This is a genomic window from Oceanobacillus sp. J11TS1 (assembly GCF_018333215.1).
In the GTDB taxonomy this organism is placed as follows: Bacteria; Bacillota; Bacilli; order Bacillales; family Amphibacillaceae; genus Oceanobacillus.
This window is the reverse complement of the sequence record NZ_BORO01000033.1, coordinates 15,849-37,296: the sequence shown is the minus strand read 5'-3', so window position 1 is coordinate 37,296 and position 21,448 is coordinate 15,849. Positions and strand designations below refer to the sequence as shown.

Genomic DNA, 21,448 nt, shown 5'->3' with positions numbered 1-21,448 from the left:
TGGTTCATAGGCCAAGACCCAACTATGGAAAAAAGCGTTGGCCTTACCACCAAGGCTACCATGCCCACTACTCCATGTAAAACCGGTGCACTTCCTGGGAATTTACACATACTTATTGACAGTACCATATTTAAATTATTTTCAACTAATGCACTTAAAAATTATATTATTGATTTAAAAATTTTAAATAGTGAATTATCAACTATAGTTTCAAAAATGTTCCCGATATTTGAAATTATTATTGGGGGGTTATTAATTTTATATAGTAATTTCATCCTAGTAAATATACTTGCGATTATTTTAACTATGACGTTTCTAATAATCAATTTAATTGCTATAAACAGAGGTGAAGTAAAAGACTGCCATTGTTTTGGGAATGTAATCAAAACAAAAATGGGATATGGGGGAGTAATTCAATCTACTTTGTTGGTCCTATCTTTATTGCCAAATTTTTTTAATTACAATTTAAATTTGATTCATCTTGTCAATATTTTAGAATTATATGAAGTATTAGCTAGTTTGTCCATTTCCTTAGTATGGGGATTTAGTTTAATTGTTTTTCGGATAGCGATAGAGAGAGTTTTTGAATCATCCAAATTGATAAGATAGAATCTTTTTCTTCTACTTTATATATAGCGGGGATTTGTTTCACACTGTACTTTGATATAAGATCCCAGTCATCTTTATGAGAAAAGGTAAGGTTAATTACGTATGTTTCTCCATGCTTTCGCAACCCATTATAGAGCTTTCTAAAAACCATTAAAATTTTAGTGTTGTGCTATTAGTATCCAGAATAAGAGGAGGAAATATAATACTTGGGGGATTAATTATGGAAGAGACATCAGACTTTAAAAATGCCTTTTTCTTATTTATCAAATCACAGATCTATTTTTTAAAATTAATAATTAAAGAGCATCCAAAATTATTTTATTTGTTTAGTTTATTAACTCTATTTATTTCATTGTTACCTCCTTTTATCATATATTTAAATAAAGAACTAATTGATAGTGTTAGTATAGTTGGTAATAACCCAAATATGTTAAAAATATCAATTATATTATTGAGTGTTTTCTTTCTTTTGAACTATTTAGACAGCGTAATTAATTTAGTCAATGAATATATATTTTCAAAAATATCTTACACAGTGAATTATGTATTAAAAAGCTTATTAATTGATAAATTTATTGCAATACCTCTTAAGGAGTATGAAGATAGTTCTTTCTACGATACTATAGGTTTGTCGAATTCTGCGATAGATGGGAATGGAGTAAAGATCGTACAAGAATTCATTAGTATAATAGGTTCTTTGATTTCAGCGATTGGAATTTTTGGTACCTTATTAGCAATTCATTGGTCTTTACCAATTGCCTTATTTCTTTCTTCTTTGCCGGGAATAACCTTTCTAGTTATGGCTAAACAAAAGGGGTTTGATATGCAAAAAGAAGTTTCCCCGGACGAAAGAGAATTAGGGTTTACTGATGGGCTGTTTATAAACAAAAATGTTTTAAAAGAAATAAAATTATTTGACTCAAGTAAATTTTTGATAAATAAATGGAGTTACCTGTTTAAAAAGGTGCGTAATAAAAAAATGAGTATACAGAAGTGGGAACTTAAAACACAATCTTTTGCCGCACTCGTATTACAAATTTCAAGTTTAGGTGTTTCTATATTTCTAGTTTTTCAAATTTATAGAGGAAATCTATCGATAGGTTCATATGTTGCGCTATTAACAGCTGTGACCACTATTCAAGGTATTTTTGGAAGTATTGGTGGGAGTTTAGGTAATGTTTTTGAAACAGCAATTTATAATAACGCATTGCTTAAAATACTAAATTATAAAGTTGATAACACTAATGATAAAAATGAAAAGAAAATAGAGGATATCCAAACTATTTGTCTTGAAAATGCTACTTTTTCTTATCCGAATACGAATATAAACGTGCTGGAGAATGTAAATTTAACAATTACTAAAGGAGATAAATTATCGATAGTAGGAGCTAACGGCTCTGGTAAAACTACTCTTGTAAATTGCATCCTTGGTTTATACGAATTAACTTCCGGTAAAATTAAAGTAAACGGAGTAGATATTGAACAGATAAATATTAATAATTATTATAAAAATATTTCTGCTATTTTTCTGGATTTCACAAGATATAAATATAGCTTAAGGGAAAATATCAATTTTAATAATAAAACGAATGAAGTTGATGATAACAAATTAATTGAATCGCTAAAGAAAGTTAGCTTAGATGAAAAGATACCAACTTTAAAAGAAGAATTGAACACTTATCTAACTAAAGAAATGCCTAATGGGAGTGAGTTATCTGGAGGGGAATGGCAAAGGGTTGCTCTTGCTAGAGCGGTATATAAACATACTGATTTTATTGTTCTAGATGAACCGACTGCTGCATTGGACCCGATCACGGAATTGGAAATATTTAACATGTTCCACAATATATCCAAAGATAAAACATCCATTACAATATCCCATAGAATTGGTCCAACTAAACTTTCAGATAGAATTATTGTTCTTGATAAAGGTAAGGTGGTTGAAGATGGGTCTTTCGATCATTTAATGAATATTAAAGGGCTGTATTATGAAATGTATAAAGCGCAGTCAAAATGGTATGATTCCGAAAAGAAAAATGTAATGGCTGTTACTTAGACTAATATTATGGATAGGAAGGTTTGGAAGTGATAAAAATGAATGAGGAAAAAATACTCACAGTAAAGGATTTAACGAAGCTATATAAAACAGAAGGGGGAGATGTAAAGGCGTTAAATAATATTTCCTTCGATTTAAATAAAGGAGAATTATTGGCTGTCATGGGAACAAGCGGGTCGGGGAAAAGTACCTTGCTAAATGTGTTGGGGGCAATGGATCAACCTACTTCTGGTGAAATAATATTAAATGGGGTAATTGAAGAGTCTATGTTTAAAGAACCTAAAGCAACGATTTATCGTCGAGAAAACGTTGGGTTTGTTTTCCAGTCCTTTAATTTATTGAAAGACTTATCTGTTGAAGAAAATATTTCAATGCCGCTATTGTTAAGAGGAGATGGAGCAGAAAAGATAGAAGCGGAAACGGGGAAGATGTTGGATATTACAGGTTTAACAAAGTGGCGTAAACATAGACCTGTTGAACTTTCCGGAGGTCAACAGCAAAGGGTGGCAATTGGCCGTGCTTTAATTACTTCTCCACCTATTGTATTAGCTGATGAACCCACAGGTAATTTGGATTTTAATACATCCACAGATATATTAAAAACAATTTTAAAAATGAAAGCACAATATAATCAAAGTATTATTATCGTAACGCATGACCCATCTGTGGCGAGTTATGCTGATCGCGTATTATTTTTCCACGATGGAAAAATAGTCTCTGAGTTTGTTTGCAATAAAGATGGCAAAGATATCGATACAATTTTATTTGAATTTCGCCTCATTTTAAGCGGTGAAAGGATATGATAAAGTCGATTATTGACGTGGCGCTCCGTTTTTTTAGAAATAATAAACTGATTGCTGCCACATCGATTATTAGTGTGATAATCTCACTCTCCCTAATCATTACAATGGGTGTATTTATCGCTAATGCGGAAAAGTCTATGGTAGAAGAGATAGAAGAAATGTATGGGAAAATGGATATTGAAGTAGGATTTGACCCTCAGCAAGGATGGGTGATCGACAGGGATCTTTCTGACAAGATTAATAGTGTCAGTGGTGTAGAACATGTTTCGAATGTTATATTGGAACATTTTACAATTGATGAATTAAATGCAACGTATTATACGGTTGGAGTAGAAAATGATTACTTGGCTAAAAGCAGATACCATTTTACTGAAGATATTCATGAAAATGAGGTGAGTATCAATCAAGGGCTAGCTGAATTACTGAATATACACGTAGGGAATAAAATCATGATTGAAGGAGATGAATTCACCCTAAAGGAAATATTACCTAACCTTGAAGAGGCCGGCAAAGTGACCGATGTTGTTTATTTAAACAGGGCAAAAGTAGAAAAGATGAATCAAAATTTGTATGGTCTTCATAAAATTGCCGATTATTCGTTAATAAAAGTTGGGGAGAAAACGGATCCTCAGGTAGTAGCCCAGTCGCTAAAAAAGTGAATAATGATTTTCGAGTGGAGTTAGCGGTTCAAGAAGAGTTTTTGAAAAATAATTTAGAAATGCTGTTTCAGTTCATGATTGTGTTATCCTTTTTAATTATTCTTATTACTTCTTTATTTATCATTTCTAATTTTGAATTATTTATTTATAAATATAAACATGAATTAGCTATATTAAGGTCTATTGGCGGCTCGCGTTGGCAAGTTTTTAAAATCATTTTTATACAATCGATTATAATCAACAGTATTGGATGTATCCTGGCTTTATTATTTAGTTTCTTCTCCTATCGGTATTTACAAACCCTTATAGGGGAATTGTTTTCCATTGAATTTACAACTTTTTCCTTCGATTATAAACTAGCACTTTTATCTGTCGGTATATGCGCTGTACTTATTCAAGCTTTTATGTTAATTCCTGCCTATCGCAGTAGTAAATTGCTACCGGTTACTGCAATGCAAGAAAATGAAGCGTTAACCATATCGCATGTTAAAGTAAGAAAGATAGCTGGAATAGCAGCATTATGTATAAGTTTCATTTTATTATTATCTGGAGCCATTGTACAGGGACTTGAGATCTTTGTATTGATAGGGGCGGGGTTATTTTTACTTGGAGTCATTATTTTAATACCATTGTACCTGTCTAGTATATTAGAAGCCTTTTTAGGCATGACAAAAAATGGCGTAAGCAAAGTTACATTTATAGCTATAAAATCTACTATTCCACAAATACAAAAAAGCTCATTTATTATCTTAATTATTAGTATAATGATGCTGATTGTTGTTTTTGGTTCTTCTTTCATTGAAACAATTCAAAAAAATGATGAAAGCTATATTAAAAAACAATACGAAACAGAAATATTAGTGGAGAATCGATTAGGACAGGAAACGGAAACCAATTCTCTCAATTTATATAAAGATTTGGAGAATGTGGAAAGCATTTCATCAGCAAGTATTATGAGTTATCAGGACTTGGCTGAAATGGAAGCTAATCAAATGAAGGAAAATATTTCTTATGCTTTTAGTGACTTCCAAAATTTAAAAAAGCAAGGATTGCTTGACATTGATAGTATTCAATCCTTAGATGATATTGTTATAAAAAAGAATTTTGCTGATGAAAAAAACATACAAGTTGGGGATAAAATAACGCTCAGTACAGAGTTGGATGAAGATGCTTATGGAAATGTTTTATATAAAGGTAATGATGAAGTAACTGTAGGGGCTATAGTGGAACACTTTCCATACCCGTATGAATTATATACTGATATTTTAATTGATTGGAACTCAGGTAAAATTGATACTTCACAAGGTAAATTTGAGGTGGTTTATGTAAAAGCGCCTGATGTCAATGAGGCATTGGAGGATTTAGAAACACTTCAATCAATTTATCCTGAGTTATCTATTAACAGCTTAGGGCATTCTTTAAATAAATCAAAGGAAATGGCCATGCAAAGATGGGCTATTTTCATCACAGTACTTATCGTTATTTTAATTAGTGTATTGTTTGGTGTGGTTAACACATTTATTAATCATGTCAATTCTAGAAGAAAAGAACTAGCTGTATTAAGAACAATCTATCTAACTAGGGCAAATATGGTGAAATATATTTTCACGCAAATTACGGTCTATTTAGTCACAGGTGTCATCCTTGGTATTATTATTGGAGTGCTGTTTACTACATTTATTAGTATGATTGATACTGGCTTTCCTTCATTTAACGTAAGTGTTATTATAGCAATGGCACTGATACTTTTTATCGTATCTTATGTTATCATCCTGATTGTTTCTCAGCGTATTTCTAAATTAACTCTATCTGAAGAAATAAACAAGGACATAACATGATAGAACTACAAAGAAAAACCCGTCTAATTACTAAAATGACGGGTTTTATTGTGCTTTTTAGAAAATGAAGATTACTACAAGTTTTATATATATATATATACCAAATAAGTCCGCCGATTATTCGTCCATCCAAAACCACTTATTTGGTATCTGAAATCAAATTCCTCAAAAAATAAAAAAACTTTAAAATTCCTATTGCATTATTATACATTATGATGCATAATAATTCGATAACAGCACATTTAAGAGAGGGGTTTTTTAAGTGGCAAAAGACAAAATCGTTTTAGCTTATTCTGGAGGATTAGATACATCTGTAGCGGTGAAATGGTTACAGGATAAATATAATTACGATGTGATTGCAGTAGCGTTAGATGTAGGGGAAGGAAAAGATTTAGATTTCGTGAAGCAAAAAGCTTTGGATGTAGGAGCCATCAAATCCTATGTAATTGATGCTAAAAAGCTTTATGCAGAGGAATACGTATTGCCGGCACTGCAAGCCAATTTGCTGTATGAAGGGAAATATCCATTAATTTCTGCATTATCCCGTCCATTGATCGCAAAAATATTGGTAGATATTGCGGAAGAAGAAGGAGCAGTAGCTGTTGCGCATGGCTGCACCGGAAAAGGAAATGATCAAGTTCGTTTTGATGTCGCATTTACAGCGCTTAACCCTGATTTAAAGATTGTTGCACCGGTTCGTGAATGGGCCATGTCTAGAGAGGAAGAAATTGAATACGCAAAGGATCATGGTATTCCGATTCCGATTAATTTAGATAGTCCATACAGTATTGACCAAAACTTATGGGGCAGAAGTAATGAATGTGGTGTTTTAGAGGATCCGTGGGTAGAAGCACCAAAAGATGCTTTTGATTTAACGCAAGATCCGGTAGATGCACCGGATGACGCGCAAATTGTTCAGATTACGTTTGAAAAGGGGAAGCCTGTTTCATTAGATGGCAAGAAATTAGAGCTGGATGAACTGATTTTAACCTTAAACGAAATCGCTGGTAAACACGGTGTCGGCAGAATCGACCATGTAGAAAATCGTTTAGTTGGGATTAAATCGAGAGAAATTTATGAAGCCCCGGCAGCGATGACATTAATTCATGCGCATCAGGAGTTGGAAGCATTAACGTTACCTCGTGAGGTGGCGGAGTTCAAACCGATTATCGAGCAGAAGCTATCCCAGGCTGTTTATTACGGTTTATGGTACTCCCCATTAACAGAAGCCTTGCAAGCCTTTATTGAAAAGACGCAAGCGCACGTTTCTGGTACAGTAAAAGTGAAGTTATATAAAGGTCATGCCCATGTGGTCGGAAGAGAGTCTGCAAATTCCTTATATGACTTTGACTTAGCAACCTATAACAAGGCAGATGCATTTGACCATGATGCAGCATTAGGATTTATTAAACTATGGGGGCTGCCGACCCAGGTGCATGCTTCGGTAAATGGTCCTCAAGGAAAGAAATCAATAGAAAAAGTAAAACTAGAAATAAAGGAAGCTGTGAATCCATGAAATTATGGGGCGGAAGATTTACAAAACCAACCAATGAACTAGTCGACGAATATACTTCGTCGATTGGTTTTGATCAAAAATTAGCTAAGCATGATATCAAGGGAAGCCTGGCTCATGTGGAAATGCTTGGCAAATGCGGGATTATTCCGGTGGAAGATGCCAGTCAGATCAAGGAAGGATTAAAAAAAGTCCTTGCCAAAATCGAAGCTGGAGAAGCAGAGCTGTCAGAAGCAGATGAAGACATTCATATGAATGTGGAAAGATTGCTGATTGAAGAGATTGGACCAGTAGGAGGAAAACTACATACTGGCCGGAGCAGAAATGATCAAGTGGCTTTAGACATGCGTTTATATGCAAGGGAAGCTATCGAAGAAGTAATTGCGCTATTAAAAGCCGTTCAGCAGGCACTTATTGGGCAAGCAAAAACAAATATGGATACAATCATGCCGGGATATACGCACTTACAGCGTGCCCAGCCTGTTTTATTTGCACATCATATGATGGCTTACGTGTTTATGTTCCAGCGTGATGTCGAGCGTTTAGAGGACAGTTTAAAACGTGTGAATAAATCTCCATTAGGTGCGGGGGCGCTGGCAGGAACAACTTTCCCGATTGACCGCAAGTTTGTAGCAGACCAGCTTGGTTTTGATGGGATTTGTGAAAATAGTCTGGATGCCGTAAGTGATCGTGATTTCGTCGTAGAATTTTTATCGAACAGCTCGCTGGCCGGGACCCACTTATCTCGCCTGTGTGAAGAACTTGTACAGTGGTCGAGTGCAGAATTTAATTTTGTGGAGCTAGATGATTCGTACACAACCGGAAGCAGTATGATGCCTCAGAAGAAAAACCCGGATGTAGCAGAGCTTGTCCGTGGAAAAACTGGCCGGCTTTATGGCAATCTGCTTGGTATGCTGACTACTTTAAAAGGTTTGCCTCTCGCATATAACAAAGATATGCAAGAAGATAAAGAGGGGATGTTTGATTCCCATGAAACGCTGAAGGGCGCTCTACAGCTGTTTGCTGGGATGATTGAATCCATGGAAGTAAAGAAAGAAAGCATGTATAAAGCAGTCACCAATGATTATTCCAATGCTACGGATTTAGCTGATTATCTGGTGAACAAAGGACTTACCTTCCGTGAATCGCACGCTGTCGTTGGACAGATTGTTTTACATTGTATTCAAGCGGGCATTTATTTGCTTGATTTAAGCTTCGAAGAGTTTAAGCAATATTCGGATGTTATTGAAGCAGATATCTTTGATGCCTTGCAACCAGAAACCGTTGTTAATGCAAGGGCAGCTGCTGGCGGTACAGCGAAGCAAAGTGTTTTAGACCAAATTGAGAAGGCAGAGCAATTATTGGAATCGTCTTACGCAGATAAGGTATAGTAGATACTAGGAATGAAATAATGGAGCAAAAGCGTGCATGCTTCCTTATTTTAAATGAAAAATAAATAGAGCCGGGTAAAACGACTGGAAATGGCTAGAATATAATGATAATGAGTATTGAAAAAGGCAGGGAATCGCTGCTTTTTTCTTTTTAACAGCTCTTTTCCGTTGGCATGAAATTAGCAATACAGCTCTATTATATCGAAAAGGCGGTTAGGTACGATGAAATTAATTGCATCAGATATGGATGGAACCTTGCTCAATGAGAATGGAGAAATCAGCGAAGCAAATGCCAAAGCAGTGAAAAAAGCAATGGATAAAGGTATTGAGTTTATCGTAGCAACAGGCAGATCGTATCAAGCTGCGAATATTCCGCTTCAAGCCGCTGGGATTACCTGTCCAATTGTCAAGTTAAATGGAGCGGTAACTTATCAAGAGAATGAACGGATGATCCATCGTATCCCCATGGATAAGCAAGTAGCTGCGTATATTGCTGAGGAATGTAGTAAGCTGGGGATGTATGTGGAATTATTTACAAATAAAGGCGTTTTTTCTGAAAGCCGGGAACACTTTTTAGAAGTACTTGTCGATATTATACATTCATCCAATCCGGATATATCGGAGAGGGAAGTTCAGGAAACGGTCGAACAACGATTCCAATTAGAACAAGTCACGTTTGTTGACCATCTTCAAGTTGCATTGCAGGAAACAGATGTAGAAATCTTTAAGATTCTTACTTTTGCTTTTGAGAAGAACCAATTAGAGGAAGCAAAGGAAAAACTCCGTGATGAGACAGGTGCAGTGATTACTTCTTCGGGAGAAACCAATCTGGAATTTAATCATCCAAAAGCACAAAAAGGCTTAGCGATTCAAAAATATATTGAGACTAAAGGCTGGTCAATGGAAGATGTGATGACAATGGGCGATAACTGGAATGATGTGAGTATGTTAGAAATGGCAGGTCGTGGTGTTGCGATGGGTAATGCGGAAGATGAAATTAAAAGGTTATGTGATTATCAAACCGCTCCCAATGATCAGGACGGCGTAGCACGGGCGATAGAAGAAATGTTAGAAGAGCTAGCCGACGAATAGGATATAAAAATGCCAAGCTAAAAATAGAATAAGCTTGGCATTTTTATGTTAAAAAAGATAGCGACCACACAGCATACCACTTCATGGGAGAACGCATTTTTAGTGTCGTTTACTTAGCCACAGAACGCCTGATTTTGCGAGCCTTGGCAGGAATCCGGTCATTGGTGTTTTTGCCATGTTTCCAAAACCGTCTGATTTCCCTAAGGAGCCCAATGTTCCTTTTAATTTGATTGCTTTTGGCTTCTTAGGCTGCTTTTCGTGTAAAACAGCGAGAAGTATCTCTGCAATTTGTTCTCCTTGTACCCCGGCAAGTTGTGCACTTGGTGAAAACTCACTGGATGCACAATCTCCTAAGACATAGACAGATGGATCTTCCGGAACCTGATAGAACTCATTGACAATCACTTTTCCGTGTTGATCTTTATTATATGGGAGTGCACGTACCAGCCAATTAGGCTGCACGCCAGCAGTCCAGATAGTTACGTCGTTTAAATAGCATACGCCGTTATTGCATACACCATCTCGTTCTACATATTCTACGGTTGAGTTATGAATAACATCGACATTATTTTCTACAAACCATTTCTCTACATAAGATTGAATTTTACTGTCGAGCGTTTTTAATACGGTATTTCCGCGGTCAAGCAAGCGGATATTTAAATCTGGCCTGCTTTCACGAATTTCAGAAGCGACTTCAATACCGCTTAAACCTGCTCCGATAACGGATACTTTTCCATACGCTTTTAAATTTCCGATTGCGACACCAGCATTGCGTGCCTTTGCAAAGGTTTGAACACTTTCAGTATATTCTTCCGCACCGGGAATGCCGTGATAATTGTCCTCGCAGCCTAATCCGATGACTAAATAATCGTAAGGAATAATGGAATCTTCGTCTTGAATCATAATCTGCTTATTTTCGACATCAATTTTTGTTATTTCCCGGAAAACATAATTGACACGACTGTCTTCCGGAAAGTCAACGCGAACATCATGATCTGCGGAAGTTCCTGCTGCAATGGCATAAAACTCGGTTTTTAGTGAACGAAAAGGATTACGATCAATAACAGTTATATGTATATCATCGGATAATGTTTGATTAAGAAGACCCAGTAGTACCTTAATGCCACCGTATCCGCCTCCAACAAGAACAACTCTTTTCATTGTGTACACCCCTTAACATGAGAACATTTTTAACTCTACTTATTAGCGTAACAAATTATGAAGGCGATGTCATTAAGATTGTAATGGTAGTTTACGAATGATAAGGGGATAGATTATTCAAAAAAATCGATTTGCTATAGTGAAGTATGAATCTCATTTTCTGACTTAACACTAAAAGCTAGTCTTGAAGAAGATTACCTATCTCTCCACCTGAAGGAAAATTGAAATATATTCAACAATTAACAATAGTTTGATTATCTGTTTTGCTCTTCATTTTGTCTAGCTATCAGTGTATACTATCAAAGTTCAGAAGAAAAATAAGATAGAGGAGGAAACAATTTTGTTAAAGATGTTTAAGCCGGCTCCTGAAAAAGAGAGGCTGCCTGAAGATCAAATTGATTCGCACTATAAACGTTTACGTTTACAAGTATTTATTGGTATATTTATTGGTTATGCAGCATACTATTTGCTACGTAAGAACTTTTCTTTAGCAATGCCTGGACTGATCGAAGAAGGGTATTCTAAGGGAGAATTAGGGATTGCGTTATCTGCTGTATCCTTAGCATATGGAATTAGTAAATTTATAATGGGAACTGTATCGGACAGGAGTAATCCACGAGTCTTCCTAACAAGTGGACTAGTCTTATCTGCTGTTGTCAGCTTATTAATGGGATTTGTTCCATTCTTTACATCCTCTATTGCAATTATGTTTGTTATGATGTTTTTACTAGGATGGTTTCAAGGTATGGGATGGCCGCCATCTGGACGTACACTTGTTCACTGGTTTAGTGTAAGTGAACGTGGAACGAAGACATCGATATGGAATGTTGCGCATAATGTCGGTGGTGGATTGATGGCTCCGATTGCAACCTTGGGAATGACTATCTTTGCCGGAAGCTACTTTGTAGGCTATGAAGGCGTATTTATTCTTCCAGGTCTTGTTGCACTTGTTCTTGCTGTTGTGGCATATGCCTTAATTCGTGATACACCTCAGTCGGAAGGATTGCCATCGATTGAAGAATATCGTAATGACTATCCGACCAACAATAAAGAAACATTAGAAACAGAATTGACTACAAAAGAAATTCTATTCAAATATGTTTTAAATAATAAATGGGTATGGGCAATTGCCTTTGCAAATATATTCGTTTATTTTGTACGTTATGGTGTACTTGATTGGGCTCCAACATACTTGAGCGAGTCAAAAGGATTCGAAATGAGCGAATCCAGTTTCGCTTATTTCCTATACGAGTGGGCTGGTATTCCAGGGACATTACTATGTGGATGGATTTCTGATAAAGTGTTTAAAGGCCGCCGCGGACCAGCTGGTGTGGTCTTTATGTTCGGTGTACTAATTGCTGTTCTTGTGTACTGGTTAAACCCAGCTGGAAATCCAATGATTGATAATGCAGCATTGATTGCAATTGGTTTCTTAATTTATGGACCGGTTATGCTGATTGGATTACAGGCACTAGATTTAGTACCTAAAAAAGCAGCTGGAACGGCAGCAGGATTAACTGGATTATTTGGTTACCTTGGTGGAGCAGTAACAGCCAACATTATTATGGGGTATGTTATTGATCACTTTAGCTGGGGAGGAAGCTTTGTATTATTAATTGTTTCTTGTGTCCTAGCAATGTTCGTTTTCGCTCTAACTTGGAACGTACGCGGACAAGAAGTTGTGAAGCACTAATAATTAGAAAAATAATTCTCGTTTAGACTATAGAAAAAAGTGGCGCATTTCGTTCGGATATGCGCCACTTTTTAGTTATAAAACCAACGTGTCCACGCGGCCATCATTCATCATCTATGCGGAAAACAGCAAAAAATATATAAAATAGTGAATAGCTTGCTAGAGTTTTAGAAATAATGGTACGATTAAGGGTGCTTTTTGGTTAACGAGGTTAAATAAGATTATTTCTTATAGATGTACCATAGAAAAGGAGTTGCTTATGGCAGGAATGAAATCAATCCCATTTACAGTAGCAAAAAATGAGCAATTTTTTGATCGCTTAGGAGATTATATCGGCGATGTTTTTTATGATATTTTACCGGAACAAGGGTTTGAGCTCCGCGATGAACAGATTTATATGGCATTTCAGCTGGAACAGGCGTTTAAACATAAAAAGACGATCTTTGCAGAAGCAGGTGTTGGAACAGGAAAAACAATTGTCTATCTCCTATACGCAATTTGTTATGCTCGTTATCAGCGGAAACCTGTCATTATCTCTTGTGCAGATGAAACTTTAATTGAACAGCTTGTCAAAGAAGGCGGAGATATTGATAAGCTTGAAAAAGCACTGGGGTTAGAAGTCGATGTTCGCTTGGCGAAAGCGCGTGAAAATTACTTGTGCATGAAAAAATTAGATCCATTGTCTGAATATACGGAGGATGAAGAAATTCTGGATGTATATGATTCTGTGCCGGATTTTGTATTTGATCAGGGTATTTCCATGCAATCTTTTTACCCTTACGGAGATCGTAAGGACTACCCATGGCTTTCCGATCAGCAATGGGAACAAATTGGCTGGGATCCATTGAAGCAGTGTGCGACATGTGATTTTAGACATCGCAGTGCCCAAACTTTACATCGGGATTACTACCGACATGCAGAGGATTTAATCATCTGTTCACATGACTTTTATATGGAGCATATTTGGACGAAAGAATCACGAATACGGGAAGGACAGCTGCCATTACTTCCAGAAGCAAGTGCAGTTGTCTTTGATGAAGGGCATTTGTTAGAGTTTGCTGCGCAAAAAGGGCTGACCTATCGCTTTAACTACCAAAATATTACCAGTGTCCTGACGGGCTATCAAGGTCAGGATGTTCGGGAAGAGTCTTTACAGTTAGCTGAAGATATTATGGAGCTTCATGATGAGTGGTTCGACCTTATTTCGGAGATCGCTGTTCGTGTAGAAGGTTCGAATCGATTAGAAATTCCTAGAAATACAAAAATGGTAGCGATGGCTGAAAAATTAGAGAAGATGGTCCAAGAATTATTGGAACAGCTTGTTTTTGATGCAGAGCTATTTACGATGGATGCGTATCATACAAAAATAATTGAAGAATACTTGGAATTTTTCACGTATGGTTTATCCATTTTCTTAAAGGATGACAAAGGAGTTTACTGGTTAGAGGAAGATGGCGATGAGAGCAGTTTAGTCATCATGCCGAGACTTGTTGAAGAAGTTCTTCGGGAAGAAGTATTTCAAAAAAATATTCCCTTTATTTTTTCTTCCGCAACACTGTCTCAAAATGGCGATTTCTCCTACCTGGCAAAAAGCTTAGGCGTGGATTCCTATGATTCCTTTTCTGTTGCTTCTCCATTTAATTATGAGGAAGTCCGTACAATAAATGAACATCATTATGCGGATGAAGCGGAAAAATATCAGGGAATTGCTAAACAGCTTCAGGATAATAAAGGTCATAGCCTTGTGCTATTCCGTTCAAAAGAGGAAATGCAGGCATTCCGAAAATGGGCGGAAGCGAAAGAATGGACCTTTGATTTATTATTTGAGGGAGATAAAGAAATTAGCGAAACTGTTCGCGCGTTTCATTTTAATAAGTCTTCTACACTGTGTGCCCATCATTTATGGGAAGGGTTGGATATACCAGGTGAAGCATTAACTCAGGTAATTATTGCTTCTTTACCGTATCCGCCGGATGATCCAGTTTTCAAAGCAAAACGGAAACATGCGGAAAATCCATATGAAGAAATTGATTTGCCTTATATGCAGCTTCGTTTAAAACAAGGAATTGGCCGCTTAATTCGAACAGAGCATGATAAAGGAATCGTTCATATTTGGAAAAAAGGATAAGTAATAAAGACAAAAAGCGCTATTCAGTTTGTTGCAGCTGAATAGCGCTTTTTTAGCTTGGGGTTTTATCCAAGAGAAGAAGTATAATCTATGTGTTCCTAGATTAAGTTTTTAAAAGGACCGTTGTTACGTTCTGACATGTATTAACGGTCTCTTTGGCTTTCTATTAAGCTTATAAAGTGGGTTAGAATCTTCGCGGTAAGTCCCCAGATTGTTTTATCATCATATCGATAGAAAAGTTCCTCCGCGGACCTTATACGCCACTCATAGTCCTCTCCGCCGACAATGAGGTGGTAAGGGAAGTTGTCCTCTGGCTGTATCTCTAGATGTACCTTGTATTTCTCAGGTGCGTTTTCTAAAAAGAAGGAGAGCGGAACGGTGAAAATATGATCCACTTCATCGGCATTGGGAGAGAGGTTTTCCGTATTTTTAAGTTTACCGATAAACGGGTAAATAATTCTTCCTGAATCATTCACAATATAATCGAGCGGAATTGGTTTAGATAAATCTTGTTCCATAATACCTAGTTCTTCCATCGTTTCTCTGATAGCAGTATGAGCTGGGCTTTTATCCTCCGGGTCCATACGCCCGCCAGGAAAACAAATATCTCCGGGCTGACTTCTTAGTTTCTTGGACCGAACTTCAAACAGTATATGAGTCTCTCCATTTATTTCAACCAAAGGAATTAGCACCGCAGATTGCTTAAAATGTTGATGTCCCATTAATGCAGGTGTGCGATCTTTTAATTTGTTTAGAATATTTTCTATCTGCATACTGTAGCCTCCTTCCGAATCAATTTAACCAAATTATATTTCCATTCTAGTATGCTTTCGAATTACTGTCATGTATAGTGTTTAAAACGTATAATTATGTGTAAGAATTGAAATTTATGGTGTTTCGCACCATGATAATATCAGGGGCAAGACTTCTGATAGAATAAGAATGAAACAGAGGAGGGGGTACTTAGATGAAGCATGCTATTTATCAAATGGATATCATCCCGGGAGATCCGGTTGGTAATCGAAGGCGCGTGCAAGAGTGGTTAGAAGTACAGGCAGAAAAAGAACAGCCCAATATTGTTGTTCTCCCAGAAATGTGGACAACAGCCTATACGCTAGGCCAATTAGATGGTTTAGCAGATAGGGACGGGGAACCGACAAGGGCGTTCTTGAAAGAATTGGCTAAAAAGCATCACGTGCATATCATTGGTGGATCATTTGCCAATAAAGTGGATGGGGAAATTTATAATACTGCACTGGTCGTTAACAAAGACGGGGAAGAGGTCTATACGTATGATAAAATCCATCTTGTTCCCATGTTGAATGAACCAGCTTACTTAGCTGGTGGGCGAAAACAAGCCCGTATATTTGAATTGGATGGTATCAAAATGGGACTGCTTATTTGTTATGACCTTCGTTTTCCTGAATTAGCCCGTCAATTAGCTGTAGCTGGAGCAGAAGTGATTTATATTGTGGCAGAGTGGCCAGCAGCTCGTAAGGATCATTGGAAGGCGCTGCAGTTGGCGCGGGCGATTGAGAATCAGTGCTATATCATTTCATGTAATCGAGTAGGGAATTATGATGATGTTACGTTTTGCGGAGCCTCTTTCGTTGTTGACCCTTGGGGAACGATTGTCAAAGAAGGAGCACAAGAACAAGAGGAAACGCTTGTGGAGCGCATTGCTCTATCAAATGTGGAGCGCATACGTAAGGAAGTTCCTGTATTTAAAAGTAGAGTACCAGATATGTATCAGGGATGGAATGAAGAATAGGAGCATTTGTTTAAGGACTGGGCAAATGTTTCCGTAATCTAATAAAAAAGACTCTTTGATCCGTGGTGCTCCCCGAAAGTCAGCATGCAAAACCAAACTTTCGAGGGGCGCCGTCACAAGGAGTCTATTTTAATGAATGGATTTATGAATATTAGGTGGATCTTTTAATTCACCTGTACATATATTTTCTGTAATATGAACCTGGCATGTTTTTCCTTTGTTATTAATGAATTTAAATACGCCGTTGTTGAAATCTGTTCCAATTTCTTTGTAGAAAATGCCTTCATACAAATTATGCTTGGAACGAGTAAAGCTTAGATGATAATTTCCTGATTCACCGTCTTTTTGAAGAAATGCGCGTACGCCTTTTTCATAAATTGTGTCATCCGTGCTTTTTAAGGTACGATCAACGGAAACAATGTGAAGGTCGATAAAGGAAATTTCACGCAACAGCACGTTGACAAAAGATCCTTTCGTAATCTCTTCCCAACGATTCTGTGCACTTTGGCCGATAATAATTTGGGTAATGTTGTAAGTATGTGCTACTTCTTTAATTGCTCTTACAGATCGTTTTTCATTATCGCGAATAATAAATTCTTCTACATCTAATTCTTCACATAATTCCTTCCAATGTTCGACAAAACCGGATTTTTCTGCGTCAAATTCATCATAAGGAAGGGCATCTACGGTTAACACGTACAATGGGCAATCCATGATTTGTGCCAGTTTATGGCCTCGGCGGATAAGGCGTTCTCCATTAGGACCATAATAAACACATACTAAAATACTTTCGTCCATGCGACCTCTAATTTTTTTCATCGTATCTACCGCACCTTTCGTTCATAGTCATTCCCTATTTACTTCCATTTTAAAAGATCTATATTTAGTCCAATTAGGAACCGAATTGTTTTATTAATATCACCTAGTATAGGAGGGATAAACCTTCATATAAATGTTTTTTCAGATAGTCTTATCCTTTAAACCGTATCATTTTAACATGTATTTCAAGATTCGTATAGTACTAGACGAAAAAAACTATATGAAGCAGCATAAAAGACTGTTGTTAAACACGTGGCAGCGGATAAACCCGTAAATTTATCTGTATTTCTCCATGTTCATTAGCAATATATAATACTTTTACAAAATGTATCTGCGCCGTATTTTATCAAGCCTACCACACCGTCATACATGCAAATACAAATTATTTCTTGTATAATTACCTTGTGTGATTATGAAGAATCTATGTTTAAAATGCATGTTTCAATAAGGTTTATAAAACTTGGATGGATAAGATGGCAACGTCGCGTTGTTTTTGTCTGACTTTTTGAACAACCATTTTAACACCTCATCATGCCTTGGTTTTTCACTACAGGAAAGGCTTGTTATTTTTTACCACGTTTTATCAAAATGCGTATATCCCTTTTAATAAATTTGCTTGGAAGATTCAAATGTCATCAAGCAAAGGTTAAACCACTTAACTGCTTTTTATTCATATTCAGTTATCTTACTATGCTAAAAAGTCCTTCTTCTTACATAGCTTCGTTATGATGACAAAGGCATAAGTTAGATGTCTATCTATGCTTTTATAAACAATGTGCTTTTCTATCATTAGATTAGCATTTTGCGGGCAAAATAACCATTATAATTGTCTCTTTCGTTTCCTACTTTGTCATAAAGGGTAGTTAATAAATAAAATACTTATTTGGATAGAATATGTGCGCCCTTTTTTTTGGAGGATAAGAAAATGTAAACTTTCAGCCATTTTTAGAGGGATGTGGATCTGCGAGCTCCAAATAGCATGAGAACGTAGTAAACTAAACGTGCTGGGTATAAGAAAAAACCGGAATGCGCGTTTAATGAACATAATCACCAACTCAACGAAGAAAATCAACGATAGGAGGTTCTTGTTTGTCGACTATAGTATTAGCTATTTTTATTCCGTTTTTTGCTGCTGCAATTATACCCTTCTTATATAAATATGTAAAAAACATCCATGTAGGCTGGTTTGCTATATTAGTTCCAACAGCTTTGTTCCTTTATCTTGCTTCCCTTATTCCGACCATATCAAGCGGCGACGTTATTGTACAGACGATGAATTGGATACCAAGTTATGGGATAAATTTAACCGCTTATTTAGATGGTCTTAGTCTTACATTGGCTTTATTAATTTCTGGTGTGGGAGCCCTTGTTATTCTTTATTCCATCTATTACCTGTCATCCAGAGAAGCATTAGGTTCGTTTTATACATATCTTATGCTGTTTATGGGAGCAATGTTAGGTGTTGTGATGGCAGATAACATGCTTGTCTTGTATGTGTTTTGGGAGTTAACAAGTATTTCTTCCTTCTTATTAATTGCGTTTTGGTACCAGCGAAAGCGTTCCAGAGAAGGGGCGAAAAAGTCATTAATCATTACTGTTTCAGGCGGTATTTCCATGTTGGTTGGTTTTATCATGGTTGGTTCCATGGCAAATACATGGAGTATCCGTGAAGTTATTGCCGATGTTGGAACAATTAATGAGCATGTTTTATTTATACCAGCGATGCTGCTTGTCTTGCTTGGTGCGTTTACCAAGTCAGCACAATTTCCGTTTCATATCTGGCTTCCGGATGCCATGGAAGCCCCAACGCCAGTTAGTGCTTATCTTCACTCTGCCACGATGGTCAAAGCAGGCATTTATTTGGTGGCTCGATTTACACCCGTTTTTGGTGGAGAAGCTGTCTGGTTTTGGGCGGTCACTGGTGTGGGGATCTTCACACTGTTTTGGGGTTCTTTTAATGCTGTTCGTCAAACCGATTTAAAAGCATTGCTGGCATATTCAACAATCAGTCAGCTTGGAATGATTATGAGTATGTTTGGCATGGGATCTGCTGCCCTTTATTTGGGGTATTCAACAGAATCTGTTATCTATACAGGGTCAACATTTGCCGCGTTATTCCATTTAGTTAACCACTCTACTTTCAAGGGTGCGCTGTTTATGATTGTTGGTATTGTCGACCATAGTGTGGGGACAAGGGACATCCGCAGATTAGGTGGTTTAATTACCCTAATGCCGGTTACTTTCACTGTTGCAACAATCGGCAGTATGTCTATGGCAGGATTACCGCCGTTTAATGGTTTCCTGAGTAAAGAAATGTTCTTTATATCTACCTTAGATATTTCAGAAGCTAGTTTCTTTGGTCTGGGGTCATGGGGAATTTTAATTCCAGTCATTGCTTGGGTAGCAAGCGTCTTTACATTTGTTTACTCCACTGTATTTGTAGTAAAAACATTCCTCGGACCATATAAAGAAGAAAAACTGGAGCACCCAGCACATGAGCCAAAACCGGGAATGCTGGTTTCCCCAATTATTTTGGGGTTGCTTGTTATAGCGTTTTTCTTCGTGCCAAATATGGTTGGAAAGCATTTAATTACTCCTGCAATGGGCGGAATATTCCCTACATTTGCAGCTGAAGGCGCAGATCTTGGACAACATATTCATGCTTGGCATGGTTTTACACCTGAATTAGTTATGACAATCGGTGTGATTTTGTTCGGCGTTCTACTGTTTTTAACAAGGAAATATTGGGCAGGTGTATATAGTCTATTTCCAGAAAAACGTTCCATCAATACATTTTACGGGTTTATGTTGAATCAGATTGAAGAAAAATCTACATTAATCACAAATAAATACATGACGCGTTATTTACGTGACTATATGGTCTATATCTTTACTTTCTTTATTTTAGGAATTGGCGGTACGTTTATTTTCACAGGGGCATATAAATTTACGCTTCCAGAAAATGCATCCATCTCAAATTTTGAGTGGCTTATTGTGCTTGCCATGATGGCAGCTGGAATCACGGTTTTATTTGCCAAATCACGGCTGACTGCCATTGTGTTAAATAGTATTTTGGGGTTCGGTATTGCGATTCTTTTTGTCTTATTCCGTGCGCCGGATTTGGCACTGACACAGATGATTATTGAAGCAGTAACAACCGTGTTGTTCTTAGTTGCCTATTATTTCTTGCCAGAATTGGATAAAGAAGATACACGCAAGAAAACGAAAAACATCAATCTTTTTATTTCCATCGGGGTAGGCGTTGTATTTACAGCAGTTGCGTTAGGAGTACAAGGAAATAGAGCATTTGAGACCATTTCCAGCTTCTATGAGAATTCTTATGAACTTGCTGGAGGAAATAATATGGTAAATGCGATTCTAGGTGATTTCCGTGCCTTCGATACGATGTTAGAGGTCATTGTCCTCTTAATCGCCGGCATTGGTGTATATACCTTTATTCGAGTAAGAACGAAGAAGGAGAGTGATCAGATTGAAGATAAATAATGTCATTCTTCGTACAGTGACAAAGCTGGTTTTCTTTATCATCCTCACTCTCGCAGTATATTTATTCTTTGCAGGTCATAATAGTCCAGGCGGAGGATTTAGCGGTGGACTGGTTCTTGCTTCCGCGTTGGTATTACTATTTATTGTATTTGATATTGAAACCATTCAAAAAGGATTACCGATAGACTTTAAGTTAGTAGCTGCTTTTGGAGCGTTATTATCTGTGGGTACAGGATTCGGGGCATTAGTGTTCGGAGAAAATTTTCTGACGCAGGCCTTTGATTACTTTAATATACCGTTTTTCGGTAAAACAGAACTTACGACCGTTACAATTTTTGAGGGAGGCGTCGCCTTAGTCGTGGTAGGCGTTGTTGTAACAATCTTATTAAGTATTAGTGAGGATGAGTAAAT

The 21,448-nt window shown here is 36.9% G+C and carries 16 protein-coding genes; 13 read left to right on the top strand and 3 right to left on the bottom strand.

Translation table 11 applies throughout. From position 1 onward, the window contains the following. The 8 genes from KI343_RS17715 to KI343_RS17680 form a co-directional block, all read left to right on the top strand. Positions 1-609 (top strand): MauE/DoxX family redox-associated membrane protein (locus KI343_RS17715; RefSeq protein WP_212927752.1); only part of this gene is annotated, 609 nt, incomplete at its 5' end. Positions 610-829: 220 nt separating this feature from the next. Further along, positions 830-2,665: an ABC transporter ATP-binding protein gene (locus KI343_RS17710; RefSeq protein WP_212927751.1), complete on the top strand. Its 1,836-nt coding sequence runs from the start codon at positions 830-832 to the stop codon at positions 2,663-2,665. Positions 2,666-2,703: 38 nt separating this feature from the next. Continuing rightward, entirely contained in the window at positions 2,704-3,468 is a 765-nt protein-coding gene (locus tag KI343_RS17705; RefSeq protein ID WP_212927754.1) for an ABC transporter ATP-binding protein, read from the top strand. Further along, entirely contained in the window at positions 3,465-4,127 is a 663-nt protein-coding gene (locus KI343_RS17700; protein WP_212927750.1) for an ABC transporter permease, read from the top strand. The genes KI343_RS17705 and KI343_RS17700 overlap by 4 nt, the downstream gene beginning before the upstream one ends. 41 nt (positions 4,128-4,168) lie before the next feature. Further along, positions 4,169-5,965 carry an ABC transporter permease gene (locus KI343_RS17695; protein ID WP_212927749.1) on the top strand — a complete coding sequence of 599 codons (1,797 nt, stop codon included), beginning with the start codon at positions 4,169-4,171 and terminating at the stop codon, positions 5,963-5,965. Between the two features lie 262 nt (positions 5,966-6,227). Next, positions 6,228-7,481: an argininosuccinate synthase gene (locus KI343_RS17690; RefSeq protein WP_212927748.1), complete on the top strand. Its 1,254-nt coding sequence runs from the start codon at positions 6,228-6,230 to the stop codon at positions 7,479-7,481. Continuing rightward, the gene (gene argH / locus KI343_RS17685; protein WP_212927747.1) at positions 7,478-8,869 is read left to right on the top strand and encodes an argininosuccinate lyase; all 1,392 of its coding nucleotides are present in this window, start codon (positions 7,478-7,480) and stop codon (positions 8,867-8,869) included. Before KI343_RS17690 ends, argH begins: the two co-directional genes overlap by 4 nt. Positions 8,870-9,091: 222 nt before the next feature. Then, a complete protein-coding gene (locus tag KI343_RS17680; RefSeq protein WP_212927746.1) occupies positions 9,092-9,961 on the top strand; it encodes a Cof-type HAD-IIB family hydrolase in 870 nt (289 codons plus the stop codon). A 99-nt stretch (positions 9,962-10,060) separates the two neighbouring features. Here KI343_RS17680 and KI343_RS17675 read toward each other — a convergent pair whose 3' ends face one another. Next, entirely contained in the window at positions 10,061-11,122 is a 1,062-nt protein-coding gene (locus KI343_RS17675) for an NAD(P)/FAD-dependent oxidoreductase (RefSeq protein WP_212927745.1), read from the bottom strand. A gap of 340 nt (positions 11,123-11,462) precedes the next feature. Here KI343_RS17675 and glpT point away from each other — a divergent pair, with 340 nt between their 5' ends. Together glpT and KI343_RS17665 are read left to right on the top strand one after the other, a co-directional pair. Beyond that, positions 11,463-12,815: a glycerol-3-phosphate transporter gene (gene glpT, locus KI343_RS17670; RefSeq protein WP_212927744.1), complete on the top strand. Its 1,353-nt coding sequence runs from the start codon at positions 11,463-11,465 to the stop codon at positions 12,813-12,815. A 259-nt stretch (positions 12,816-13,074) separates the two neighbouring features. Next, complete coding sequence (locus KI343_RS17665) at positions 13,075-14,943, top strand: ATP-dependent DNA helicase (RefSeq protein WP_212927743.1); 1,869 nt, start codon at positions 13,075-13,077, stop codon at positions 14,941-14,943. A 143-nt stretch (positions 14,944-15,086) separates the two neighbouring features. Here KI343_RS17665 and KI343_RS17660 read toward each other — a convergent pair whose 3' ends face one another. Next, on the bottom strand, positions 15,087-15,716 hold the full coding sequence (locus tag KI343_RS17660; protein ID WP_212927742.1) for an NUDIX hydrolase: 630 nt from the start codon (positions 15,714-15,716) through the stop codon (positions 15,087-15,089). A 194-nt stretch (positions 15,717-15,910) separates the two neighbouring features. Here KI343_RS17660 and KI343_RS17655 point away from each other — a divergent pair, with 194 nt between their 5' ends. Further along, positions 15,911-16,714, top strand: coding sequence for a carbon-nitrogen family hydrolase (locus KI343_RS17655; RefSeq protein WP_212927741.1), 804 nt, complete (start codon positions 15,911-15,913; stop codon positions 16,712-16,714). 129 nt (positions 16,715-16,843) lie between these two features. Here the strand turns inward: KI343_RS17655 and KI343_RS17650 are convergent, their stop codons facing one another. Beyond that, complete coding sequence (locus tag KI343_RS17650) at positions 16,844-17,533, bottom strand: adenine nucleotide alpha hydrolase family protein (RefSeq protein ID WP_212927740.1); 690 nt, start codon at positions 17,531-17,533, stop codon at positions 16,844-16,846. A gap of 1,089 nt (positions 17,534-18,622) precedes the next feature. Here KI343_RS17650 and KI343_RS17645 point away from each other — a divergent pair. Both KI343_RS17645 and KI343_RS17640 read left to right on the top strand, forming a co-directional pair. Continuing rightward, entirely contained in the window at positions 18,623-21,037 is a 2,415-nt protein-coding gene (locus KI343_RS17645) for a Na+/H+ antiporter subunit A (RefSeq protein WP_212927739.1), read from the top strand. Further along, a complete protein-coding gene (locus KI343_RS17640; protein WP_212927738.1) occupies positions 21,024-21,446 on the top strand; it encodes a Na(+)/H(+) antiporter subunit B in 423 nt (140 codons plus the stop codon). The genes KI343_RS17645 and KI343_RS17640 overlap by 14 nt, the downstream gene beginning before the upstream one ends. The last annotated feature ends 2 nt before the right edge of the window (positions 21,447-21,448 follow it).

Bases quoted from the DNA above. Each gene is read 5' to 3' on its own strand.
- KI343_RS17710 (WP_212927751.1), top strand. From the start codon at position 830: ATGGAAGAGACATCAGACTTTAAAAATGCCTTTTTCTTATTTATCAAA.
- KI343_RS17705 (WP_212927754.1), top strand. From the start codon at position 2,704: ATGAATGAGGAAAAAATACTCACAGTAAAGGATTTAACGAAGCTATAT.
- KI343_RS17700 (WP_212927750.1), top strand. From the start codon at position 3,465: ATGATAAAGTCGATTATTGACGTGGCGCTCCGTTTTTTTAGAAATAAT.
- argH (WP_212927747.1), top strand. From the start codon at position 7,478: ATGAAATTATGGGGCGGAAGATTTACAAAACCAACCAATGAACTAGTC.
- KI343_RS17680 (WP_212927746.1), top strand. From the start codon at position 9,092: ATGAAATTAATTGCATCAGATATGGATGGAACCTTGCTCAATGAGAAT.
- KI343_RS17675 (WP_212927745.1), bottom strand. From the start codon at position 11,122: ATGAAAAGAGTTGTTCTTGTTGGAGGCGGATACGGTGGCATTAAGGTA.
- KI343_RS17665 (WP_212927743.1), top strand. From the start codon at position 13,075: ATGGCAGGAATGAAATCAATCCCATTTACAGTAGCAAAAAATGAGCAA.
- KI343_RS17660 (WP_212927742.1), bottom strand. From the start codon at position 15,716: ATGCAGATAGAAAATATTCTAAACAAATTAAAAGATCGCACACCTGCA.
- KI343_RS17655 (WP_212927741.1), top strand. From the start codon at position 15,911: ATGAAGCATGCTATTTATCAAATGGATATCATCCCGGGAGATCCGGTT.
- KI343_RS17650 (WP_212927740.1), bottom strand. From the start codon at position 17,533: ATGAAAAAAATTAGAGGTCGCATGGACGAAAGTATTTTAGTATGTGTT.